Here is a 19,399-nt window from a genome sequence, read left to right as displayed (position 1 = left end):
CCGCGAATACAAGTTAAGGCCAACGGCCAAAATAACCCCAAAAAAAATCAAACCGAATAGTCGGCAAGCATCATCACCTGCTCAAATATAAGCACCGCACCGAAGTGCGCAAATCGCCAACTCATATCGTAATGAGCATCACACAGCGCCGCAGAATCGCGCCTCGCGCATATTAGAACCAGCTCTCAAACCATAGACACAACGCTATTAAGCAGCGTCTTCACAAGCACGGCTTGGCGCGTAGCGCCCGTCTTCCCAAAGATCCCCCGCAAATGCGCCCGCGCAGTATTCTTCGCGATCCCGAGCGTCTCGGCAGCTTCATCCAGCGTGAGCCCATCCACAAGCAGCAGCGCCAGCTCGGTCTCAGTAGGCGTAAGCCGATATAGCGACCTCAGCATGGCCCTCGAATGCTGCGGCGAAGAAGCCGGATCGCGTATAAACACGGCCACCGCCGGCCGCCGCGTGCGGTCCTCAGCCCGATAATTCAGCGGAATGGGCCGCAGCAGCACACTAAGCGGAATCTCTCCAGAAGCCCGCGAAAGCGTCGTGGCCTCAACACACGACGTCGCTGCAATCAAATGGTGATTGATCGCCGCCTGAATCGCCTTCTGCAAACGCCGGTCCTCCACCGGGCAGCGCGCCCGCAGCGCATCGTTCACAAGCGTCAAGCTATCCGCCGCCGCAAACAAGCGATTGGCAGCGCCATTACTCTTCATGCACTTGCCATGCTCATCGAGAATCACGGTGCCCACCAGCATGCGGTCCATCGTCCCGGCGTACAGCGTCCGCTCGGATTCGAGCACGTCAAGCGTCGAGTGCAGGTCGACCGCGCGTTGCAGGTGCGGCAGCAGCACGGCAACCAATGCCTTGTCCGCCGTGTCATAGTCGCGCGCGCCATGGCGCCGGCTCACAAAGAAAGCGCAATCCACGGCGTCGCGTGTGCGTATGTTGGCGACCAGGATATAGCGCAGGTCGAGCGGCTTCAGGTATTGCAGATAGAACTCATGCTCGCACCAGGCCTCGGCGCCAAACAGCTCGTCCGCGCTCACCGCCTGGCCCGCCGGCACGGTAGTGAACGGGCAAATCGAGTAGTAATGCTCACTATATGAGGGCTCGCCCGGCAGCAGCGTGCCATAGGCCGAGGCGTTGACGATCAGCCCGGCGCGCCCCGATGCGGGATTGCGCAGCACGAGCGTCACGAAGCTCGCATCGAGCCGCTGACGAATGTATTCGAGCAGTCCCGCCCACGGCGTGGCTTCCACCGGCCCCTGGTAGACGAGCGCGAGCAGGGCGCTCACGTCGCGCGGCGCGAGGCCGGCCGCCTCGAAGCTGGCTTGCGCAATGCCCTCGCAGTCGGCTGCTATATCCGTCGACACTGTGTTCGTCTCCATGGCGTTGTGGCGAGTCCCGTTGCCCGGTCCCGGTTGCCGTTTTCGACGATGATAGGAGCCGAGGCGCGGCGCGCATCGTCCTTTTGAGTTAGACGGCGCGGCAGCGCCGGCCTCCAGCCGCACCCCCACGGGAAGCGGGAGGGTAAGCCCTGGGTAGTCCGCCTGGACGAAGATTCGGGCAACCCGGTATCGGTATCGTCTCCTCACGGCACAACGGAGGAGACAGAGCATGACGACGCCAACCGGCGAGGCGCAGTTGCTTTCAGGCGAGACATGGGCCGCCTTTTGCGAGACGCTGCGGCGCAGCGGCGAACAGATTTTGCGGCCCGAAGCGCCGCACGACGCGTTCACGCGCGCCGAAGGGTTCCGCTATCTGAGCCGGCTCTTGCGCATCGCGCTAGAAATGCATGTGGAGTTCGCAGATGCGGATTTCCCGGGCTTTTTTTCGCCCTCGCACGAGACGGCCAAGATCGGGGCCGACAATCCCGACAATCTCTATCAGTACGCGCGCCTGAACGGCAAGCACGAGTACCGTGTGAGCGGTACTCGCGGCACGGTGTCGTATCTGAGCTTCGGCACGCAGAAGGGCGGCTATGAAACCGACGGCAAGATGCTGCCGACGGGCTTCATCGACGCGAATCATATGCAGGTCGAAGCCGATGGCAGCTTCGAGATCGTCCTCAGCGCACAGCGCCACGAAGGCAACTGGCTGCCGATGGACCCGGCCTCGAACGCGCTGGTCGTGCGGCAGACCTTCCTCGACCGCAAGACGGAGAAGCCCGCGCAGCTGAAGATCGAGCGCATTGGCGCGTCGAGCCAGCCGGCGCCGCTCGACCCGGTGCGTCTGCATGACGGCCTGCAGCGCGCCGCCGCGTTCGTCGAGCAGACGTCGCGCATCTTCGCCAACTGGGCGCAGGGCTATCAGGCGCACGCCAACGCACTGCCCCCCGCCGATCAGGCGGTGTGCCAGGCCGCCGGCGGCGACCCGAACATCTTCTACTACCACACGTACTGGGCGCTCGAAGACGATGAAGCGCTCGTGATCGATGTGGCGCGCGTGCCCGAGTGCGACTTCTGGAACGTCCAGGTCAATAACTACTGGATGGAGTCGCTCGACTATCGCTATCACCAAATCTGCCTGAACAAGCATTCGGCTCAGTTGCGCGAGGACGGCGGCGTCACGCTGGTGCTGAGCGCGCGAGACCCCGGCGTGCCGAACTGGCTGCAGACCGCGGGCCATCGCAACGGCACGCTGTGCCTGCGCTGGGTGGGCGCCACGACGCCCGTGCATCCGTCCACGCGCGTGGTCAAGCTCGAAACGCTGAAGGAGACCGCATGAACGCCGCCAACCCGATTGCGCCGATTGCGCCGATTGCGACGCGCGAGGATACCGATCAACTCGTCAGCCGACTGTTGGCAACCGCGACCGAGCGCGCAGGAGGACTGACCGACTTCGGCGACGGCGGCCATCGTGAAGCGCTCACGGTCCTGTTCGACTCGCTCGCCACACAGGCCAACCTATCGCCGCAAGGCGAAGCGATGCTGCATGAGAAGGTGTTGGCGCAGCTCGTCAACCGCCTCGTGATCGAAGACTATTGCAAGCGCCATCCTGAGATTCTCGCGCAGCCCATCGACGATCCGGTCGTGATCGTGGGCCTGCCGCGCACCGGCACGACGCTGCTGCAGCGTGTGCTCGCCACCGACGCGCGCTTTCATTCGGCGGCGTGGTGGGAAACGCGCTACCCTGCGCCGCTGCCAGGCGAATCGGCGCACGAGAGCGCGCGGCGCGTCGCGCTCGCCCGCGCGGAAGTGGAGCAGATGATCCACTTCATTCCGCAGATCCTCGCGATCCATCCGCTGGACGCCATGCAGCCCGACGAAGAGTTCATGCTGATGGAGCATTCGTTCCTCTGCGCCATGGACTCGTATGCGAACGTGCCGCGCTATACTGCGTGGCTCGCGCAGCAGGACCATACCGAGGTGTACGCGTATCTGAAGAAAATGCTGCAGTTCCTGCAATGGCAGAAGGCGCAGCGCGGCGAGCCGGGCGCGCAGCGCTGGGTGCTCAAGACGCCGCAACACCTGCACACGCTCGAAGTGCTGTTCAAGGTATTCCCGCACGCGAAAGTGGTGTTGACGCATCGCGACCCGACCGCGACCATCCCGTCGATGGCGAGCATGGCGCATACGCTCTGGAAGCTCTACGCCGACGCTCCCGATGCGCGCGAAGTCGGGCGGCAATGGAGCGCGCAGATGCAGCGCGCCGTCCATCACGCGATGGACGTGCGTGCGAGCCTGCCGGCGGAGCGCTTTCTCGACGTGCGCTTCGAGGACACGGTGGCCGATCCGCTGGGCGTGGTCGAACGGGTGTATGCGTTCGCGGGCATGACGTTTCCCGACGACGTGCGCGCCGGCATGCAGGCGTGGCTCGCGCAGAACGGGCGCGAGAAGCGCGCGCCGCACGATTACACGCTCGAGCAGTTCGGCCTGAGCGTCGAGCAGTTGCAGCGCGATTTCGCGCGCTATCGCGAACGCCATATCGAGGCGAACCATGGCGCGTGATCTCCAATACCTGCTCGACCGCATGGATATCAACGATCTCATGATCGATTACGGCACGGCCATCGACCGGCGCGATTTCGCGGCCCTCGACCGTTTCTTCACCGAAGACGCGGTGATCGATTACCGTGCCACGGGCGGCCCGCGCTGCACGCTGCGCGAGGCCCAGGCGTTCCTTGCGCAGGCGCTGCCGCAATTTCCGCGCAGCCAGCACATGATGGGCAACATCAGCGTCGAGATCGAAGGCGAGACGGCGCGCGCCCGCACGATGTGTCACAACCCGATGGTATGGCGCGCGCCCGACGGCAGCGAGCGCGTGATGTTCTTCGGCATCTGGTATGTGGACGCGCTCGTGCGCACGCCCGACGGCTGGCGCATCCGCCATCGCGAGCAGGAACTCTGCTATTCGTACAACTATGAGGGGGGACTTTGAGATGCTTTTGAAGAACAAGGTAGTGATCGTGTCCGGCATTGGGCCGGGGCTCGGTGTGAAGCTCGCGGTCGAAGCGGCGCGCGAGGGCGCGCGCGCGGTCGTGCTCGCCGCGCGCACGGCGGCGAAGCTCGACGATGCCGAAGCGCGCATCCGTGAACTCGATGTGGACTGCGAAGTATTCAAGAGCGTGACGGATATTATGGATCGCGCGCAATGCAGCAATCTTGCGAAGGAGACGGTGGCGCGCTTCGGCCGTATCGACGCGCTAGTGAACAGCGCCTTCGTGCACGGCAACTTTCCCGAGCCGGTGGAGAGCGCCGATCTCGACGGCTGGCGAGCGGTGTTCGACACCAATCTCGTCGGCACGATGACGATCACGCAGGAGGTCGCGGCCCACATGAAGGCGCAGCGCAGCGGCGCAATCGTGATGATCAATACCCAGGCCGTGCGCAAGCCGTTCGTGGGCGAAGCCGGCTATGCCGTGTCGAAGGGGGCGCTCGCCGTCGCGGTGAAGTACCTCGCGAAGGAGCTGGGCCCGCACGGTATCCGCGCCAACACGATCCACATGGGCTGGATGTGGGGCGCGCCGGTGCAAGGCTACGTGCGCCACGCGGCGGCCGAGCACGGCGTGCCCGAGGAACAGATCGTCGCGCCGATCGCCGCCAACATCGCACTCGGCGAGATTCCCCATGACGACGACTGCGCAAAGGCCGCGCTCTTCCTCGTCTCCGATTACGCAAAGGCGATCACGGGCGCAGCGCTCGACGCGAACGGCGGAGACTTCATGCCATGAGCCACGGCGGCCCCACGACAAACAGCGCAGACGCGCCACTGCCCATCTACGCCTTCAACGGCGACGCCGACGGGCTGTGCGCGCTCCAGCAGCTGCGGCTGGCCGAAGGCGCCGATGCGGTGCTGGTCACGGGCGTCAAGCGTGACATTCACTTGCTCAAGCGCGTGGCGGGCGGTGCGGGCGTGCGGGTCACCGTGCTCGACGTATCGCACGATCAAAACCGCGACGATGCCCTGCGCCTGCTGGACGAGGGCGCGTCGCTGCGCTATTTCGACCATCACTTCGCGGGCGAGCTGCCAACGCATCCGCGCTTTGAGGCGCACATCAACACGGCGCTCGATGTCTGCACGAGTGCGCTCGTCAACGGCTATCTCGGCGGCCGCTACGCGCGCTGGGCGATCGTGGGCGCATACGGCGACGCGCTGACCACGCTCGGCGAAGCCCTCGCGCGCGCGCATGGCATCGGCGGCGAAACGCTCGGGCGGCTCGCGCAGCTAGGGCTCCTGCTGAACTACAACGCCTATGGCGATACGGTCGACGACCTGCATTTCGCACCCGAAGCGCTGGCAGAGGCGCTGCTGCCGTTCGCCGACCCGCTCGCGTTCGTGGAAGCCAACGACGTGTTCGCGGCGCTGAGCGACGGCTATCGCGACGACATGGCGAAGGCGCATGCGCTGCCGGCCGGGCGCGACGTGCCAGGGACGCGGCTGATCTGTCTGCCTGGCGAGGCATGGGCGCGGCGCGCGTCCGGCACGCTCGCCAATGAGCTGTTGCAGCGCGAGCCGGAGCGCGCGCTCGCCGTGCTTTCGCCGAAGCCCGGTGGCGGCTTCGTGGTGAGCCTGCGCGTGCCGGCCGGCTGCGCAACCGGCGCCGACGATTTTTGCCGCCAGTTCGAGACGGGCGGCGGGAGAAAGCGCGCGGCGGGCATCAACCATCTGCCGGAGGCCGAATTCGACGGCTTCGCCGCACGCTTCGAGGCGGCGTTCAGAGCGTGAACCGGGAGAGCAGGGTGAGCGGCCTCAATCGTCGCCCCAGCGCCAGCGAGGCGGCTCGCCTTTGAGCCAGCACACGAAGAGGAGGACGACGCTGTAGAGCACGACCAGCAAGATGAAGGTCAAGCGATGATGGTCCGGCGGGGCAAAGCGCGCGGTTGCGCCGATCAGCGTGAAGTAGGCGATCAAGATCGCCCACCCTTGCCAGCAGTTCGGCAAGCCCCAACCCCAGCCGTAGCGCTTGGCCGGGAACCAGTAGTCGGGTGTCGGTGGCATGGCATGATCTCCGGTCTCGCGCGCCGTCCGTGTGCTGGCCGCACGCGTTCAAGGTTGGTTCGTTCATTGTCGTCGATTTTTCCCGGCCGCTCGCGCAATGCGTAGCACCCGCTCGAGCCGGAACAGGGCGTCCCGCGGCGACGCGGGCCAGCGATCGCACGGCATTGTGACCGCGAACGCGTGCGCGAAAGCCGTGTTAAAGGGCGGATTGCACGATTGAGGACAATGCGGGCGAGCGTTTGCCGTGCGCGGCAACGGCGAGGCTCTATCATGCGGGAATTGCAATCAATGCTTGCACCCGCCATGCGCATCACGCCCTTGCCGCCTCTTCAATGTCTGGTCGCTTTCGAAGCCGCCGTGCGGCACGCGAGCTTCACGCGCGCGGCCAGCGAACTGCACCTGACGCAAAGCGCGATCAGCCGCCAGATCCAGCAACTCGAGGATTTCCTCGGGCGCTCGCTGTTCGTGCGCGAGCACCGCTCGTTGCGCCCGTGGACGCCGTGCGCGAGGAGATCCAGAAGGGCGCCACGCAGATCAAGATCATGGCCTCGGGCGGCGTGGCCTCGCCGGTCGATCCCATTTCCAATACGCAGTACTCCGAAGACGAGATCCGAACGATCGTCGGCGAGGCCGAAGCGGCCAATACTTATGTGATGGCGCATGCCTACACCGTAAGAGAAGCGCAGAAGCGGGGCGGCAGATATGTCACCCCGCTTTTTTTTATTGCTCACACAACATGTTGGTGGCGAGAATCACGCCTCGGCCAGCGTGATGGTCACATCGATATTGCCGCGCGTGGCCTTCGAATACGGGCAGGTCCGATGCGCCATCTCGACGACGCGTTGCGCCACCTCGCGCTCGAGACCCGGCAGGCTCACGTTCAGGCGCGCGCGCAGCGAATAGCCGTCGTCGCCCTTCACGAGATCGATTTCGGCATCCACGGCCGTCTCGCCGGGCAGGGCCGTCTTCAGTTGGCCCGCCGCGAACCCCATCGCGCCGATGAAGCACGCCGACCAGCCCGCGCCGAACAATTGCTCCGGATTGGTGCCCGGTGCGCTCGATCCCGGCGACGAGAGTTTCACTTCAAGCCTGCCGTCCAAACTGTGGGATGCGCCGTCGCGGCCTCCGGTGGTGTGCGTCTTGCCCGTGTACAGAACGTTTGCTGCCTGGCTCATGGTGGATTCCTCATGAAGAGCGTTGAATGATGTTCCTGGAGCGGCGTGATCCGGTCGGCGTCGGGGAGTCCGGGGCTACCTGGAAGCCGTCGCGTGGATTTCGCCGTTGACGCATTAGAACCGTCCGATGTATCCGGCATGTTTTCAGGAGCGGCGTAATTGATTCGTTATGTGTACGCGGATTGGGCAGATACAGTGAGATACAAAGCATCCACATGATTCGGCTATAAAAACGTTGCAGCGCTTTATCCCATCCAAACAGGAGAAACGAGTCATGTCAGATCCCGTCAATGTCCGCCGTCGCCGGCTTCTCGGCACTACGCTGGCGAGCATCAGCCTCGCGGAACTTGGCTTGAGCAGCATTGCCAGTGCGCAGACGCCCAACGGCGCGGCGCCGAACACGCGCACAGGCAGCGGTGTTGCGTTCGGGCCCATTCAGCAGATCGACGCCGGCGTGCTCAACGTGGGCTACGCTGAAGCGGGGCCGAAGAACGGTCCCCCGGTGCTGCTGCTGCATGGCTGGCCCTACGACATCTACAGCTATGTCGAAGTCGCGCCGATGCTGGCCGCGGCCGGCTATCGCGTGATCGTGCCGTATCTGCGCGGCTACGGCTCGACGCGCTTTCTTTCGGCGGACACGCCGCGCAACGGGCAGCAGGCGGTGACCGCCGTCGACATCGTCGCGCTCATGGATGCCTTGAAGATCGATCAGGCCGTGCTTGGCGGCTACGACTGGGGCGCGCGCACGGCGGACACCATCGCCGCGTTGTGGCCCGAGCGGGTCAAGGGCCTCGTCTCCGTGAGCGGCTACCTGATCGGCAGCCAGGAGGCGAACAAGAAGCCGCTGCCGCCGCAAGCCGAGCTGCAGTGGTGGTATCAGTACTACTTCGCGACCGAGCGCGGCGCGCAGGGTTACGCGGCGAACCGCGACGCCTTCAACAAGCTGATCTGGCAACTGGCATCGCCGAAATGGAACTTCGACGACGCGACCTACGCGCGCTCGGCTGCCGCGTTCCAGAATCCCGATCACGTGGCGGTTGTCATTCACAACTATCGCTGGCGTCTTGGCCTCGCGCAGGGGGAGTCGAAATTCGACGGCATCGAGCAGAGGCTGGCCGCCGGGCCGACCATTGCAGTGCCGACGATCACGCTCGAAGGGGATGCCAATGGCGCGCCGCATCCGCAGCCGGCGGCCTATGCGAAGAAGTTCACGGGCAAGTATGTGCACCGGGATATTGGCGGCGGCATTGGCCATAACCTGCCGCAGGAAGCGCCGAAGGCTTTCGCCGAGGCTATTCTGCAGGTGACGCATTTGTGATGCGGGGTGGCTGCGCGCTCGTTGTGGGCGCGCAGCGATTTGAATCTCGTACTCTGGCAAAAAGAATGGCGCGCCGCGTGAACGGCGCGCCATTCTTTTTTCTGAAACAGACACAAGGCAAATGGCGAAGAGGCGAATTGCGAATCGCAATTCGCCTCCCCAACATCAACCCCGCTTGCCATCCACCCCCAACAGTCCCCGAATAGCCTGTTCGGTCTCCTCATAGTGCCCTTCACCAACTTGCCGATAAACCACCTTGCCGTTCTTGTCGATGAGATAAAGCGCGGGCCAATACTGGTTCCCATAGGCATTCCACGTCGCATACTGATTGTCCTGCACGACCGGATATTGAATGCCGAACCGCGCAATCGCCTTCTTCAGATTGCCCGTGTCGCGCTCGAACGGATATTCGGGCGTATGCACGCCGACCACCACGAGCCCCTTGTCGCGATAGCGCGCGTACCAGTCCTTCACATAGGGCACCGTATGCGCGCAGTTGATGCAATCGAAGGTCCAGAATTCGACGAGCACGACCTTGCCGCGCAACTGCTTCAGATCGAGCGGCGCGCTATTGAGCCACGCGCCGGTGCCGGTAAAGTCGGGCGCGCTCGCGCCGGTCTGCACGGGCGCGGGCTCGGCGACGGGATTCGAGTCGGATGCGAAGGCAGCCCAGGCGCCGGTGGCGGCCAGCCCTGCAAACGCGGCAACGGCGGCCGCAATCTTGAGTCGATCGAACATGACGGGATCTCCGTGGTTGGGTGTTCGACCGTATTGGAGCGCGCGCACGTATCCGGCAGATGTCCCGGGCACGCGCATGTGAAACGTAGTGTGTCGCCGCGCGCGCCGGATACACAGGGATACAAAGCAGGCACCGCGCGCCTCGAGAATCTCACGCGCCAATGCCCGCTTCGAGCTCATCCATCGCGCCTTCATGCGCCTCGAGCAGGCGCCGCACGTCGGGCAGCGCGCGGCGCACGAGCGCGCGAGTCGAGGCGGGCAGGTCCGCGCAGGCGTCCTCGATGTCACCGCTTCGGTGGTCGCCGAGCATTGCGAGGAGCACGCAGGCCTGGTGCACGTCCTTTTGCGACTTGATGAGCATGTTGGTGCGCAAGCGCGACACCAGCAGCTTGTGAATCGCAAAGCGCGCCGGGTCTGGAACGCGCACGGGAACCGCGCCGTGCCTCGAAATGAGCGTGCCCATCTGCGACTTGCCGAGCAGGAAGGCGAGGTAGGGGAGCCCCGTTGCGTGCGCGCCCAGTTCGGGCACCGCGATGGTCGGGAATGAATCGTCCTCCGAAGGCACGAGCAGGTCGACATGAAAGCGCGTCGCGCCGGCTTGCTTGAACGAGGTCGATGGCGCGCCGCGCGTCATCGGCGGCACTTCCACGAAGGCGATGCCGGTCTCTTTGAGGATCGCGAGCAGCCCGCCCGTGGGCACGTGCTGGAGCGCGAGTTGCCGCGCGCGCGCAATATCGACGTCCTCGGTCTCGTAGGCCACGGACTTGATGCCGAGGCTGTTGAGCAGCACCGCGTAGGCATGGGAGCCGATGAGCACGGCCCCGGCCTGGAAAAGGCCGTGGTTGTACAGCACGCCCATCGTGGCGTAGGTCTTGTTATCGGCGATCTGAAAGCCCAGCTTCGCGAGTTCGCGGATGCGGCTCACGAGGTCCTTGCCTTGCACGATGCGCTCGCGCATTGCCTCCACGCGCGCCTCCACGTCGGGGTCGCCTTGCGGGCCACCCAGGCTTTCCTCCTGCTTCTTGCCCTCGGGGTTCATGAACTGGCGGGCGTAGTAGACGAGGTCTGCGCGCTTGTGCTCGAGGATCGTCCCCGGCGCGCCGACGAGCACGGTGTCCTGCGCGGCGGCAGCTTGCTCGACGTTCGCAAGCTGGGCGCAAAAAGCCTGGTCGTGACGTTGGTAAAGGGGGGAGCCGAGCATGTCCTGAGCCGTTTTCAGTAATTTTTGATATTTTACTGAAAAACGGCCGGTAGTGGAAATTTCAGTAATTTTTCGATAATTACTGAAAACCGGGATGCCTCGGCGCAAGTGGCGCGCCCGCCGCCGCGGGCGGGCGTTGCCTCACCGCCAGCGGCGCAACGCGCCGCCGCACGCCGAGCGCCGCGTTACCTCGCGAAGCGGATGTCGAGCGAGCGCAGATACGTTTGCAGACCCGCGTCCTGGAGCGGGATCACGTAGGCGTTGTCGCCGGACTCGTTGAAGTGCGCGTGCCAGTAGCCCGGCGGCGTGACGAACGCCATGCCCGGCATCCAGTCCACGCGCACCGGATCGACGATGTTGCCGCTCCCGTCGAGCTCCGTGCCCACCAGCGTGTAGACGCCCGGTTTCGCTGCGGGGATGAAGTCGAGCGCGATGGACTGGTGACGATGCGGTTTTTGCATCGTCCCGGGACCGATCATGCCGAACATGGCCCACATCGAATGTGTCACCGTGCGCGTCTGCGGAAAATTGGTGTTGCCGAGCAGCACGCTGATCCGGTTGCGCTGGCTCGCGCCCGGCGCGTTCGCCACCGCCTCCAGCTCCGCCTTGGCGCGTTGCGCGGGGTACAGCGTGGGGCTGAAACGTGCGTGCGAGATCGTGGTGCCGAGATAGCTGAGCAGGGGCGCATCGCTGACGTAGTAGAGGCGGGCGGTCGTCTGCGCCGAGAGCACGGCTTCGGTGCCCCCAGGCAGCGAGAAAAAGTCGCCCGCGCCGAACAGGAAGGCCGCGTCGCCCTGCGTCACGGCCCCCGCGCCTTCGAGCACGTAGAACACCTGCGAAGTGGCGTTCGGGTTCACCGAAACATGCTCGCCCGCCACGATGCGGATGAAGTTCGCGAGCAGCGCGGGCCCCGTGGCCGGGAAGTCGCAGCCCAGCTCGGCGGAGAGGTCGAGCGGCACGATGCGCGTCGGGCCATCGTCGTACAGCGACGAGAGAAACGACCGGTAGGGCACGCGTGAAATCAGACGGGCTCCGATCGGATTGGCCGACGACGTGTATTCGAAGTATTCGGCCTCGCGTGTCGTGAAATCGTCGTTCAGCTTGAGCGTCGAGGGATCGGTCCGGGTTTGCATCTTCTGATTCCTTTGAAGGTGGGGCTCGTCGAGCGGAGGTTTCGCTGCTTGAATGCATCGTGGGGCGCAACGGCATGAGCAGGACTATAGGAGCGGGGTGGGACGCGCAGAATGGCGCTCGGGCGGAATCAGTTTTGCGTGGCGCGGATAGCGGTCATCGAGGGCCGTGGACCGGGCCGCCCGGGTAGAATGCGCAACGACGACGCCCGGCCGTTCCATCGCCGGGCCGAAAGAACAGGGCGGGACGAGGGCGGAGGCGCGCAAGGTGGTGATCGATTATTTTTTGGCGATTCGGGCATTTCTTCAGGCCGCGGAGCTGGGCAGCTTCAGCAAGGCGGCCGAGCGGATCGAGGTCAAGACGTCGACGGTCTCGCGCTATATCTCCGAGCTCGAAGCCGACCTTGGGATCGCGCTGTTCAATCGTTCGACGCGCGGCCTGACGCTGACCGAGGGCGGGCGCGTCTTTCGCGAGCGCGCCTTGCGGGTGATGCAAAGCCTCGACGAGGCACGCGAGGCCGCTTCGTCGCTCAATAGCGCGCCGCAGGGCGTGCTGCGCGTCACCATGCCGACCTCGTTCGGACGCCGGCACGTGATCCGCCATCTGCCCGAGTTCATGGCGCGCTACCCGAAGATCAACGTCGATGCGATCTTGACCGACGAGGTCGTGAACCTCATCGACGCCGGCATCGACGTGGCCGTACGCATCGGCGTGCTGCCCGATTCGCAACTGATGGCCAGGCAGCTCGCCACGCACCGGCGCATCGTCTGCGCGAGCCCGGCCTACCTCGCGCGGCGCGGGCATCCCGCCACGCCCGCGGAACTCGCGTCGCACGAGGCGATCCGCTTTCCGCTGACCGCCGAGGACAAGTGGGTCATCGTGAGTCCGTCGGGCCGCGGCAGCGCGAGCGAAGTCACCGTCAAGCTCGGCGGGCGCCTGCGCGTGGACGACACCGAGGCCGTGCTCTCGCTGGCGCTCGCCGGGATGGGCGTCGCGTTGCTGCCCGAATGGGCCGCGGGCGGCGCGCTGCGCGAAGGCAAGCTCGTGCAGTTGCTGCCCGGCTGGGAGGCGCGCACCTCCACCGCGACGCCGGGCGTCTGGGGCGTCTATCCGCCCAAGAAAACCGTCTCGTCGAAGGTGCGTGCGTTCCTCGACTTCTTTGCGGGCCTCTACGCGCGCGAAGGCTATTGGCAGGAGCCATCGGCTTAGCGCACGTTAGCGCGCGTCAGTGCAAGTGCCGCAGCTTGTCCGGGTTGCGCACGACATAAATGGCCGCGATCTTGCCGTTCTCGATATCGAGCGCGGTCGTCTGCAGCTCGCCGTCTGCCTCGAGCGTCACGAAGCCGGGTAGTCCGTTGATGAAGCCCGCGCGCACGAGCGTCGAACCGTTCTTGCGGAACAGCTCCGCCAGATACGCATGCACCTTCATCACGGTTTCGAAGCCGAACAGCGGCTTGCCCGCGGCGGACCGCTTGCCGCCGCCATCCGCATGCAGGCTCACATCGGCGGCCAGCATCGCGCCCAGGGCGCTCATGTCGCCGCTGCGCGATGCGGCGAAGAACGCCTTCGCCAGCTCCACGCCGCGTTCTTTCTCCACGCGAAACCGCGGGCGCGATTCGCGCACGTGCGTGCGCGCCCGCGCCGCGAGTTGTCGGCACGCGGCGGGCTCGCGCTGGATGGTCACCGCGACCTCGTCGAAGTCGAGACCGAATACGTCGTGCAGCAGGAAGGCCGCGCGCTCCAGCGGCGAGAGCCGCTCGAGCGCGAGCATCAGCGGCAGCGTGACGTCCTCCTGCTCGTCTTCTTCGACAACCGGGTCGGGCAGCCACGGTCCCACATAAGTTTCGCGCTGATGCCGCGCGGACTTGAGCTGGTCGAGACACATCCGCATCACCATGCGGCGCAGGAAGGCCTCGGGCACACGGACCTCGGCGCGATCGGCGTGCAGCCAGCGGATGAACGCGTCCTGCACGATGTCCTCGGCATCCGCGACCGAGCCGAGCATGCGGTACGCCACGCGGATCAGCTTGCGCCGCAGCGGGTCGAAGCTCGCCGCGGCGTCTGAGGCATCACCCGCGTCCCCGGCGTGAGTCGAAGCGGCGTCCGTCATGCGGCGGCAGCCGATTTCGCCATGGCCTTCGCCGCCGCCGGATCGGCCCACAGGCCGAAGCCAACCGCGAGACGATTCCAGCCGTTGATCACGTTGATCATCAGCGTGAGCTTCACCTGCTCCTCCTGCGTAAAGTGGTCGTTGAGCGCGGCGCGGGCGCGCTCGATCGCATCGTGTCCTTCGGAGATGCGCGTGAGCGCCTCGGTCCAGGCCAGCGCCGCGCGTTCGCGCTCGCTGTAGCAGGGCGCCTCGCGCCAGGCGGAAAGCAGGTAGAGGCGTTGCTCGGTCTCGCCGGCCTCGCGCGCATAGGTCGTGTGCATGTTAATACAGTTGCCACACGCGTTGATTTGCGAGGCGCGCACCTCCACGAGCGCGACGAGGCTGGGTTCGAGGCTGCCGGCCACGGCAAGCGAGGTGCCCATCCAGGACTTCATTTGAGCGGGGGCGGCGGCGAACGGGTCGAGCTTGGCAGTCATGGTTCCATCTCCTTTCGTGTGGGTTCCACTGACATGACGAGCTAGCCCGCCCCGCGTGTGACATCGATGCGAAAAATTTTTCGGTGTGCGGGTGCCGGGACTGGCAAAGCCGTTCAGCCCGACTCAACGCGCCGCATCACACCGCGCGTCATGCATCGGGCGTGGGGCGCGCATCGAGCTTGAGCTGCATGAAGGCGAGGTCGAGCCACGCGCCGAACTTCATGCCCACTTCCTTCAGATGCCCCACGTGCTCGAAGCCGAGCTTTTCGTGCAGCCCGATGGAGCCGGCATTGTTCGCCTCGATGCCCGCCACCATCACGTGCTTGCCGATTGCGCGCGCCCGGCCGATCAGTTCCTGCATGAGGGCCACGCCGATGCCCCGGCCTCGCTGGTCGTTGCGGACATAGACCGAATGCTCGACCGTATGCCGATAGCCGTCGAAGGCACGCCAGTCGCCGAACGAGGCATAGCCGAGCACGGGCCCGTCGCCGTCGACGGCGACCAGCACCGGGTAGCCGGCCTTTTGCCGGTCGGCGAGCCATGCCGTGCGGTTGGCCGCGTCGACCGTCAAATCGTTCCAGATCGCGGTCGTGTTCAGCACGGCGTCGTTATAGATTGCCGTGATACCGTCGATGTCCGCTGGACCCGCATCGCGGATTTCCATGGCAGCTCCTTCGTCTAGTCCACTATAATGGATCGAGTGTACACGATATTAGACAGCATAGATCAACGGATCGGTGCTCGCATTCGAGGCGAGCGCGAGGGTCGCGGCTGGTCGCTCACCGACCTCGCCGGCAAGTCCGGTGTCTCGCGGGCCATGATCCACAAGATCGAGCGCGGGGAGAGCAGCCCGACGGCATCGCTGCTGGCGAAGCTGGCAGGGGCGTTCGGCATGAGCATGTCGGCGCTGCTCGCGCTCGCGGAGCTCGAAGAGGGGCGCTTGCTGCGCGCGGCCGACCAGCCGGTGTGGGTCGATCCGCAGAGCGGGTATGTGCGGCGCCACGTATCGCCGAAGACGGCGGCGCCGCTGAACCTCGTGGAGATCGACCTGCCCCCGGCCGCGGAAATTCCGATGCCGGCGTCGGCCTATTTGCAGACCCGGCAATTGATCTGGGTGCTGGCCGGCGATCTGGTGTTCATCGAAGGCGGGGAGCGCCACGAACTGGGCGCAGGCGATTGCCTGGAGCTGGGACCGCCGAGCGACTGCGTCTTCAAGAACGAAAGCCAGCGCACGTGCAGGTATGCGGTGATCGTGTTTCAGAAAGCGTGATTCACGCGCTCGGCCGTTTTTCATGCTGTCCCCTTGCGGCCTGACCTGAGAGCCGTCGAGGCGGCAAGGAGATCTTGAGGTCTGTGCCGCGCTCGCGCTGGACTTGGCGATGTCCCGCTGCGAAATTCTCGCGCAGTTTATTACGGCATCCTGATTAATATGTTTTTCCCCCGGGCATATCCGTTCGCCGGCACGACCACTATTGCGCCATTGACATAAGCAGTATTCGCATATCCACGCGGCATTACTGCAACAACGGCACCTTGCGTCCTTGTGGCGGGCTTGCCCCTCACGTTATATTTCGCTAGATATAACGATATGTTCCGTAAAGAAATTGCAATGACATCGCGCTCCCGCATCGCATTACCCACGCTCGCACTCGTCTCCACAGGAATCGGCACCGCTCTCCCGGCTCACGCGCAGGACAACGAAGCCCAGCTTGCCCCGATTGTCATCACGGGCGTGATGCCCGTGACCTGGCCGTCGTACCAGGTCAAGCAGACCGTAGTCGGGCCGCTCGGCGAAAAGAAGCTGCTCGATACGCCTTATTCGATCGACGTCATTCCGCAGTCGCTGGCCCAGAATCAGCAACTGCGCAGCGTGCAGGAGGCGTTCACCTACATTCCTTCGGTGCAGGGCTGGAATATCCGGCCCCAGACGCGCGGCATGCAGGCGGGCGTAGTCCAGAACACGCGCATTGACGGCATGAACATCGCCGCGACGACCGACTATCCGATCGAGCAGTTCGACCGCATCGAGGTGCTGAACGGACTCGCCGGCGCGCTTTACGGGCCGGCGAGTCCGGCCGGCACATTCAACTACGTGCTCAAGCGTCCGACCGATGAGCCCCTGCGTGAATTCACGCTCGGCTACGAGTCCAACGATCTGTGGACCGAGCATCTCGACCTTGGCGGCCACTTCGGCAACGACGACCGCTTCGGCTACCGGCTCAATCTGCTCAACCAGGATGGCGAGGGCTATGTCTCGGACAGCCGTCTGCGCAGACGCCTCGCGAGCCTCGCCTTCGATATCCGCTTTACGCCGGACACCCGGCTCGAAACGAACTTCAGCACGTACCACTACCTGGACACGGGTTTCCCGGGGACCTTCGCGCTGGCGAAGAACGTGCTGCTTCCCGCCGCGCCGAACCCGGCAACGGTCGGGCTCGGCCAGTCATGGGCCGGTGATGACAACGTCACGAACATGATGGGCGCGACGCTGAAGCACGACTTCAATCAGGACTGGCACCTGAGCGCCGGCGTGCTGCGCGAAACGAACGACCGCGCCTCGACCGTGCCGACCCTCACGCTCACCAATAACAAAGGCGCGTACACGGAAACCACCGCGACGACGACCTACAGTCTCGACCAGATCATCAGCAACACGATCGCGCTGAATGGCCACGTTGCGCTTGCCGGCATGACGCACGACGTGTTCGTCTCGACCACCGGCTTTTACTGGAACCGCTATACGCCATACCAGACCGGTGCGATCACACTCGGCACCGGCAACCTCAGCAATCCGGCGATCTTTGCCGAGCCGACGCTGCCGGATTTTTCGGACCGCTATCGATCGGTCGGCACGTTCCAGCAAGCGATCAGCGTGGGCGACACGATCAGCTTCAACGAGCATTGGTCGACGCTGCTGGCTGCCAGCCAGAGCTGGATCCATGCCGAGAACTACAACGCGGCGGGTGCGGTCAAGAGCAAGTACAACGCCGATGGCTTCAGCCCCACGGCGAGCCTGATGTACAAGCCGCTGGAAAACATGACCGCCTATGTCACCTACGCGGACAGTCTGCAGCAGGGCGACATCGCGCCGTCGGGCACCGTCAACGCGGGCGACGAACTCGCTCCGTACCGCAGCAAGCAGTGGGAGCTCGGCTACAAGGTCGATCTCGGCAGCGCGACGCTGGGTGCCGCGCTCTACCGGATCGAGCGGCCCTATGCCATGGTGAGCGCAGACAACGTCTATGCGGAGCAGGGCGAGCAGGTGAACCGCGGGATCGAGCTGACCGCGACGGGCGCCGTCACGCGCGACATCAACGTCTACGCGGGGCTTTCGCTGCTGGATCCGCGTCTGCACGACACCGGCGTGGCCGCCACCGAGGGCACGCAGATTCTCGGGTTGTCGCGCGTCGTGTTCGACGCACTGGTCGATTACTCGGTGCCGACCGTGGCTGGCCTCGGCTTCAACGTGGACTTGAATTACGCGAGCCGCCGCGCCGCCAACTATTCGAACACCGATTACGCTGACGGCTACACGGTCGTCAACCTCGGCGCGCGCTACCTGACAAAGATCGCCGGCAAAGCCGTGGCGCTGCGAGTAGGGGTGGACAACGTCGCCAACCGCCACTACTGGGCCAACATCACACCTGCCGGCCAGAACGGCTACACCGGCACCGATAGCGGTACCGCCACACTCGGCGCGCCGCGTACGGTGCGCGCATCCATCCAGGTCGATCTCTGAAATGAAAAAAACGTCTTCCTTCCTGCTTCAGGCGCTGCTGTCTTCCGTCACCGGCCTGAGCGCCTGTCTCGCGGTGGCCCAGCAGGCTCCCGCCATGCCAACTATCACGGTCTACGCGGCCGGCAGCATGGGCGGCGCGCTCGGCGCCATCACGCGCCAGTACACGAGCGAGACCGGCCAGCCGGTGCAACTCGTGACCGGACCTGCCGGAACCTTGCTCGAGAGGATCGAGCACTCGGGCGGGGCCGACATTTTCGTTTCCGCGAACATGGAGCATCCGCAACGGCTTGCGTCGGAGGGAAAGGCTGCGCCCGTTGTCGTATTTGCGCGAAATCGGCTGTGTGTCGAGGCGCGTCCCGACGTCGGGCTGACCAGTGCGAACTTGCTCGACAAGTTGCTCGATCCGGCGATCAAGATTGGCACTTCGACGCCGAAGGCGGACCCTGGCGGCGATTATGCGTGGGCGCTGTTTGAAAAGGCCGGCACGGTTCGGCCGGGGGCCACGCAGACGCTGGAAGCGAAGGCGCGGCAACTGGTGGGGGGGGCCGTCGCGCCGCCTGTGCCGGCCGGGCAGAATCCGGTGAAGTACTTTCTCACGACCCACTATGTCGATGTGTTTATCGGTTACTGCAGTTCGCACGAACCGACGCCCGATACGACGTTCACGCAGGTTGAGTTGCCAGCCGATCTGGCTTTTCCCGTCGATTACGGGATGACTGTGGTTGAGTCGCCGCAGAATGCCGCGACACGTAGTGCCGCTTACCGGCTGGCGATGTATATGATGAGTCCGGCGGCGCAGGACGTGCTATCGCAGTATGGGTTTACGCCGGTTGCGCGGCGGTAGGCGCGAGCGGCCGCCGCTTGTGGCGGAGTTTGTGCGCATGCTCTAGTTTGCGCTTGCGTGTCCCGACGCTAACGGGCGCGATTTCCAGGAGTCGCTCTAGTCTGGTCTTGGCCTTAACTTGTTTTCGCGGCGGGCCGCATGCGTTGCCCCTGTGCGGGGCGGCACCTACTTTTCTTTGCAGCCGCAAAGAAAAGTAGGCAAAAGAAAGCGGCTCACACCGCTA

At 64.8% G+C, this 19,399-nt stretch carries 19 protein-coding genes and 2 pseudogenes; 12 read left to right on the top strand and 9 right to left on the bottom strand.

Annotation, left to right across the window (positions count from 1 at the left end; genetic code table 11):
* Nucleotides 1–185: 185 nt before the first annotated feature.
* The gene (locus tag BO1_RS44640; protein WP_156992760.1) at nucleotides 186–1,391 is read right to left on the bottom strand and encodes a helix-turn-helix transcriptional regulator; all 1,206 of its coding nucleotides are present in this window, start codon (nucleotides 1,389–1,391) and stop codon (nucleotides 186–188) included.
* A 229-nt stretch (nucleotides 1,392–1,620) separates the two neighbouring features.
* On the opposite strand from BO1_RS44640, the gene BO1_RS44635 reads away from it, so the two are divergent.
* From BO1_RS44635 to BO1_RS44615, 5 genes are read left to right on the top strand one after another with little or no spacing between them, the layout of a single operon-like run.
* The gene (locus BO1_RS44635; protein ID WP_028223124.1) at nucleotides 1,621–2,730 is read left to right on the top strand and encodes a DUF1214 domain-containing protein; all 1,110 of its coding nucleotides are present in this window, start codon (nucleotides 1,621–1,623) and stop codon (nucleotides 2,728–2,730) included.
* On the top strand, nucleotides 2,727–3,953 hold the full coding sequence (locus BO1_RS44630; protein WP_028223123.1) for a sulfotransferase family protein: 1,227 nt from the start codon (nucleotides 2,727–2,729) through the stop codon (nucleotides 3,951–3,953). The genes BO1_RS44635 and BO1_RS44630 overlap by 4 nt, the downstream gene beginning before the upstream one ends.
* Nucleotides 3,943–4,383, top strand: a complete 441-nt coding sequence (locus tag BO1_RS44625; RefSeq protein ID WP_028223122.1) for a nuclear transport factor 2 family protein — start codon at nucleotides 3,943–3,945, stop codon at nucleotides 4,381–4,383. The genes BO1_RS44630 and BO1_RS44625 overlap by 11 nt, the downstream gene beginning before the upstream one ends.
* A 1-nt stretch (nucleotide 4,384) precedes the next feature.
* On the top strand, nucleotides 4,385–5,176 hold the full coding sequence (locus tag BO1_RS44620; RefSeq protein ID WP_028223121.1) for an SDR family oxidoreductase: 792 nt from the start codon (nucleotides 4,385–4,387) through the stop codon (nucleotides 5,174–5,176).
* Entirely contained in the window at nucleotides 5,173–6,171 is a 999-nt protein-coding gene (locus BO1_RS44615; RefSeq protein WP_043288944.1) for a hypothetical protein, read from the top strand. The genes BO1_RS44620 and BO1_RS44615 overlap by 4 nt, the downstream gene beginning before the upstream one ends.
* Before the next feature lie 24 nt (nucleotides 6,172–6,195).
* Here BO1_RS44615 and BO1_RS44610 read toward each other — a convergent pair whose 3' ends face one another.
* Entirely contained in the window at nucleotides 6,196–6,444 is a 249-nt protein-coding gene (locus BO1_RS44610; protein ID WP_028223119.1) for a hypothetical protein, read from the bottom strand.
* Between the two features lie 303 nt (nucleotides 6,445–6,747).
* On the opposite strand from BO1_RS44610, the pseudogene BO1_RS58560 reads away from it, so the two are divergent.
* Together BO1_RS58560 and BO1_RS58555 are read left to right on the top strand one after the other, a co-directional pair.
* Nucleotides 6,748–6,933, top strand: a pseudogene (locus BO1_RS58560) (LysR family transcriptional regulator); the annotation flags it as partial.
* An 8-nt stretch (nucleotides 6,934–6,941) separates the two neighbouring features.
* A pseudogene (locus tag BO1_RS58555) lies at nucleotides 6,942–7,121 on the top strand (amidohydrolase family protein); the annotation flags it as partial.
* A 75-nt stretch (nucleotides 7,122–7,196) separates the two neighbouring features.
* Here BO1_RS58555 and BO1_RS44600 read toward each other — a convergent pair.
* Nucleotides 7,197–7,619: an organic hydroperoxide resistance protein gene (locus tag BO1_RS44600; protein ID WP_028223117.1), complete on the bottom strand. Its 423-nt coding sequence runs from the start codon at nucleotides 7,617–7,619 to the stop codon at nucleotides 7,197–7,199.
* A 274-nt stretch (nucleotides 7,620–7,893) separates the two neighbouring features.
* Between BO1_RS44600 and BO1_RS44595 the strand changes: the two genes are divergently transcribed.
* Nucleotides 7,894–8,937 (top strand): alpha/beta fold hydrolase, encoded by a 1,044-nt coding sequence (locus BO1_RS44595; protein ID WP_028223116.1) that lies wholly within the window; start codon nucleotides 7,894–7,896, stop codon nucleotides 8,935–8,937.
* 165 nt (nucleotides 8,938–9,102) lie between these two features.
* On the opposite strand, the gene BO1_RS44590 is transcribed toward BO1_RS44595, so the two are convergent.
* The 3 genes from BO1_RS44590 to BO1_RS44580 all read right to left on the bottom strand — a co-directional run bounded on the left by BO1_RS44590 (nucleotide 9,103) and on the right by BO1_RS44580 (nucleotide 12,009).
* Entirely contained in the window at nucleotides 9,103–9,675 is a 573-nt protein-coding gene (locus BO1_RS44590) for a thioredoxin family protein (RefSeq protein ID WP_028223115.1), read from the bottom strand.
* A gap of 151 nt (nucleotides 9,676–9,826) precedes the next feature.
* Nucleotides 9,827–10,876, bottom strand: coding sequence for a GSU2403 family nucleotidyltransferase fold protein (locus BO1_RS44585; RefSeq protein ID WP_028223114.1), 1,050 nt, complete (start codon nucleotides 10,874–10,876; stop codon nucleotides 9,827–9,829).
* A 185-nt stretch (nucleotides 10,877–11,061) separates the two neighbouring features.
* Nucleotides 11,062–12,009, bottom strand: coding sequence for a cupin domain-containing protein (locus tag BO1_RS44580; protein WP_028223113.1), 948 nt, complete (start codon nucleotides 12,007–12,009; stop codon nucleotides 11,062–11,064).
* 271 nt (nucleotides 12,010–12,280) lie between these two features.
* On the opposite strand from BO1_RS44580, the gene BO1_RS44575 reads away from it, so the two are divergent.
* On the top strand, nucleotides 12,281–13,216 hold the full coding sequence (locus BO1_RS44575; RefSeq protein ID WP_028223112.1) for a LysR family transcriptional regulator: 936 nt from the start codon (nucleotides 12,281–12,283) through the stop codon (nucleotides 13,214–13,216).
* A 16-nt stretch (nucleotides 13,217–13,232) separates the two neighbouring features.
* Here the strand turns inward: BO1_RS44575 and BO1_RS44570 are convergent, their stop codons facing one another.
* The 3 genes from BO1_RS44570 to BO1_RS44560 form a co-directional block, all read right to left on the bottom strand.
* Nucleotides 13,233–14,117, bottom strand: coding sequence for a sigma-70 family RNA polymerase sigma factor (locus BO1_RS44570; protein ID WP_028223111.1), 885 nt, complete (start codon nucleotides 14,115–14,117; stop codon nucleotides 13,233–13,235).
* Nucleotides 14,114–14,593 (bottom strand): carboxymuconolactone decarboxylase family protein, encoded by a 480-nt coding sequence (locus BO1_RS44565; protein WP_028223110.1) that lies wholly within the window; start codon nucleotides 14,591–14,593, stop codon nucleotides 14,114–14,116. Before BO1_RS44565 ends, BO1_RS44570 begins: the two co-directional genes overlap by 4 nt.
* A gap of 148 nt (nucleotides 14,594–14,741) precedes the next feature.
* On the bottom strand, nucleotides 14,742–15,257 hold the full coding sequence (locus tag BO1_RS44560; RefSeq protein ID WP_028223109.1) for a GNAT family N-acetyltransferase: 516 nt from the start codon (nucleotides 15,255–15,257) through the stop codon (nucleotides 14,742–14,744).
* Nucleotides 15,258–15,293: 36 nt separating this feature from the next.
* Between BO1_RS44560 and BO1_RS44555 the strand changes: the two genes are divergently transcribed.
* The 3 genes from BO1_RS44555 (at nucleotide 15,294) to modA (ending at nucleotide 19,176) form a co-directional block, all read left to right on the top strand.
* Nucleotides 15,294–15,863 carry a helix-turn-helix domain-containing protein gene (locus BO1_RS44555; protein ID WP_028223108.1) on the top strand — a complete coding sequence of 190 codons (570 nt, stop codon included), beginning with the start codon at nucleotides 15,294–15,296 and terminating at the stop codon, nucleotides 15,861–15,863.
* Nucleotides 15,864–16,202: 339 nt separating this feature from the next.
* Complete coding sequence (locus BO1_RS44550; protein WP_028223107.1) at nucleotides 16,203–18,332, top strand: TonB-dependent receptor; 2,130 nt, start codon at nucleotides 16,203–16,205, stop codon at nucleotides 18,330–18,332.
* Nucleotide 18,333: 1 nt separating this feature from the next.
* On the top strand, nucleotides 18,334–19,176 hold the full coding sequence (gene modA, locus BO1_RS44545; protein WP_028223106.1) for a molybdate ABC transporter substrate-binding protein: 843 nt from the start codon (nucleotides 18,334–18,336) through the stop codon (nucleotides 19,174–19,176).
* Nucleotides 19,177–19,399: the final 223 nt, after the last annotated feature.

The sequence above is a fragment of the Paraburkholderia oxyphila NBRC 105797 genome, assembly GCF_000685075.1.
Classification (GTDB): Bacteria; Pseudomonadota; Gammaproteobacteria; order Burkholderiales; family Burkholderiaceae; genus Paraburkholderia; species Paraburkholderia oxyphila.
The sequence above is the reverse complement of the archived record's forward strand: the minus strand, read 5'-3'. Positions and strand labels throughout refer to the sequence as shown.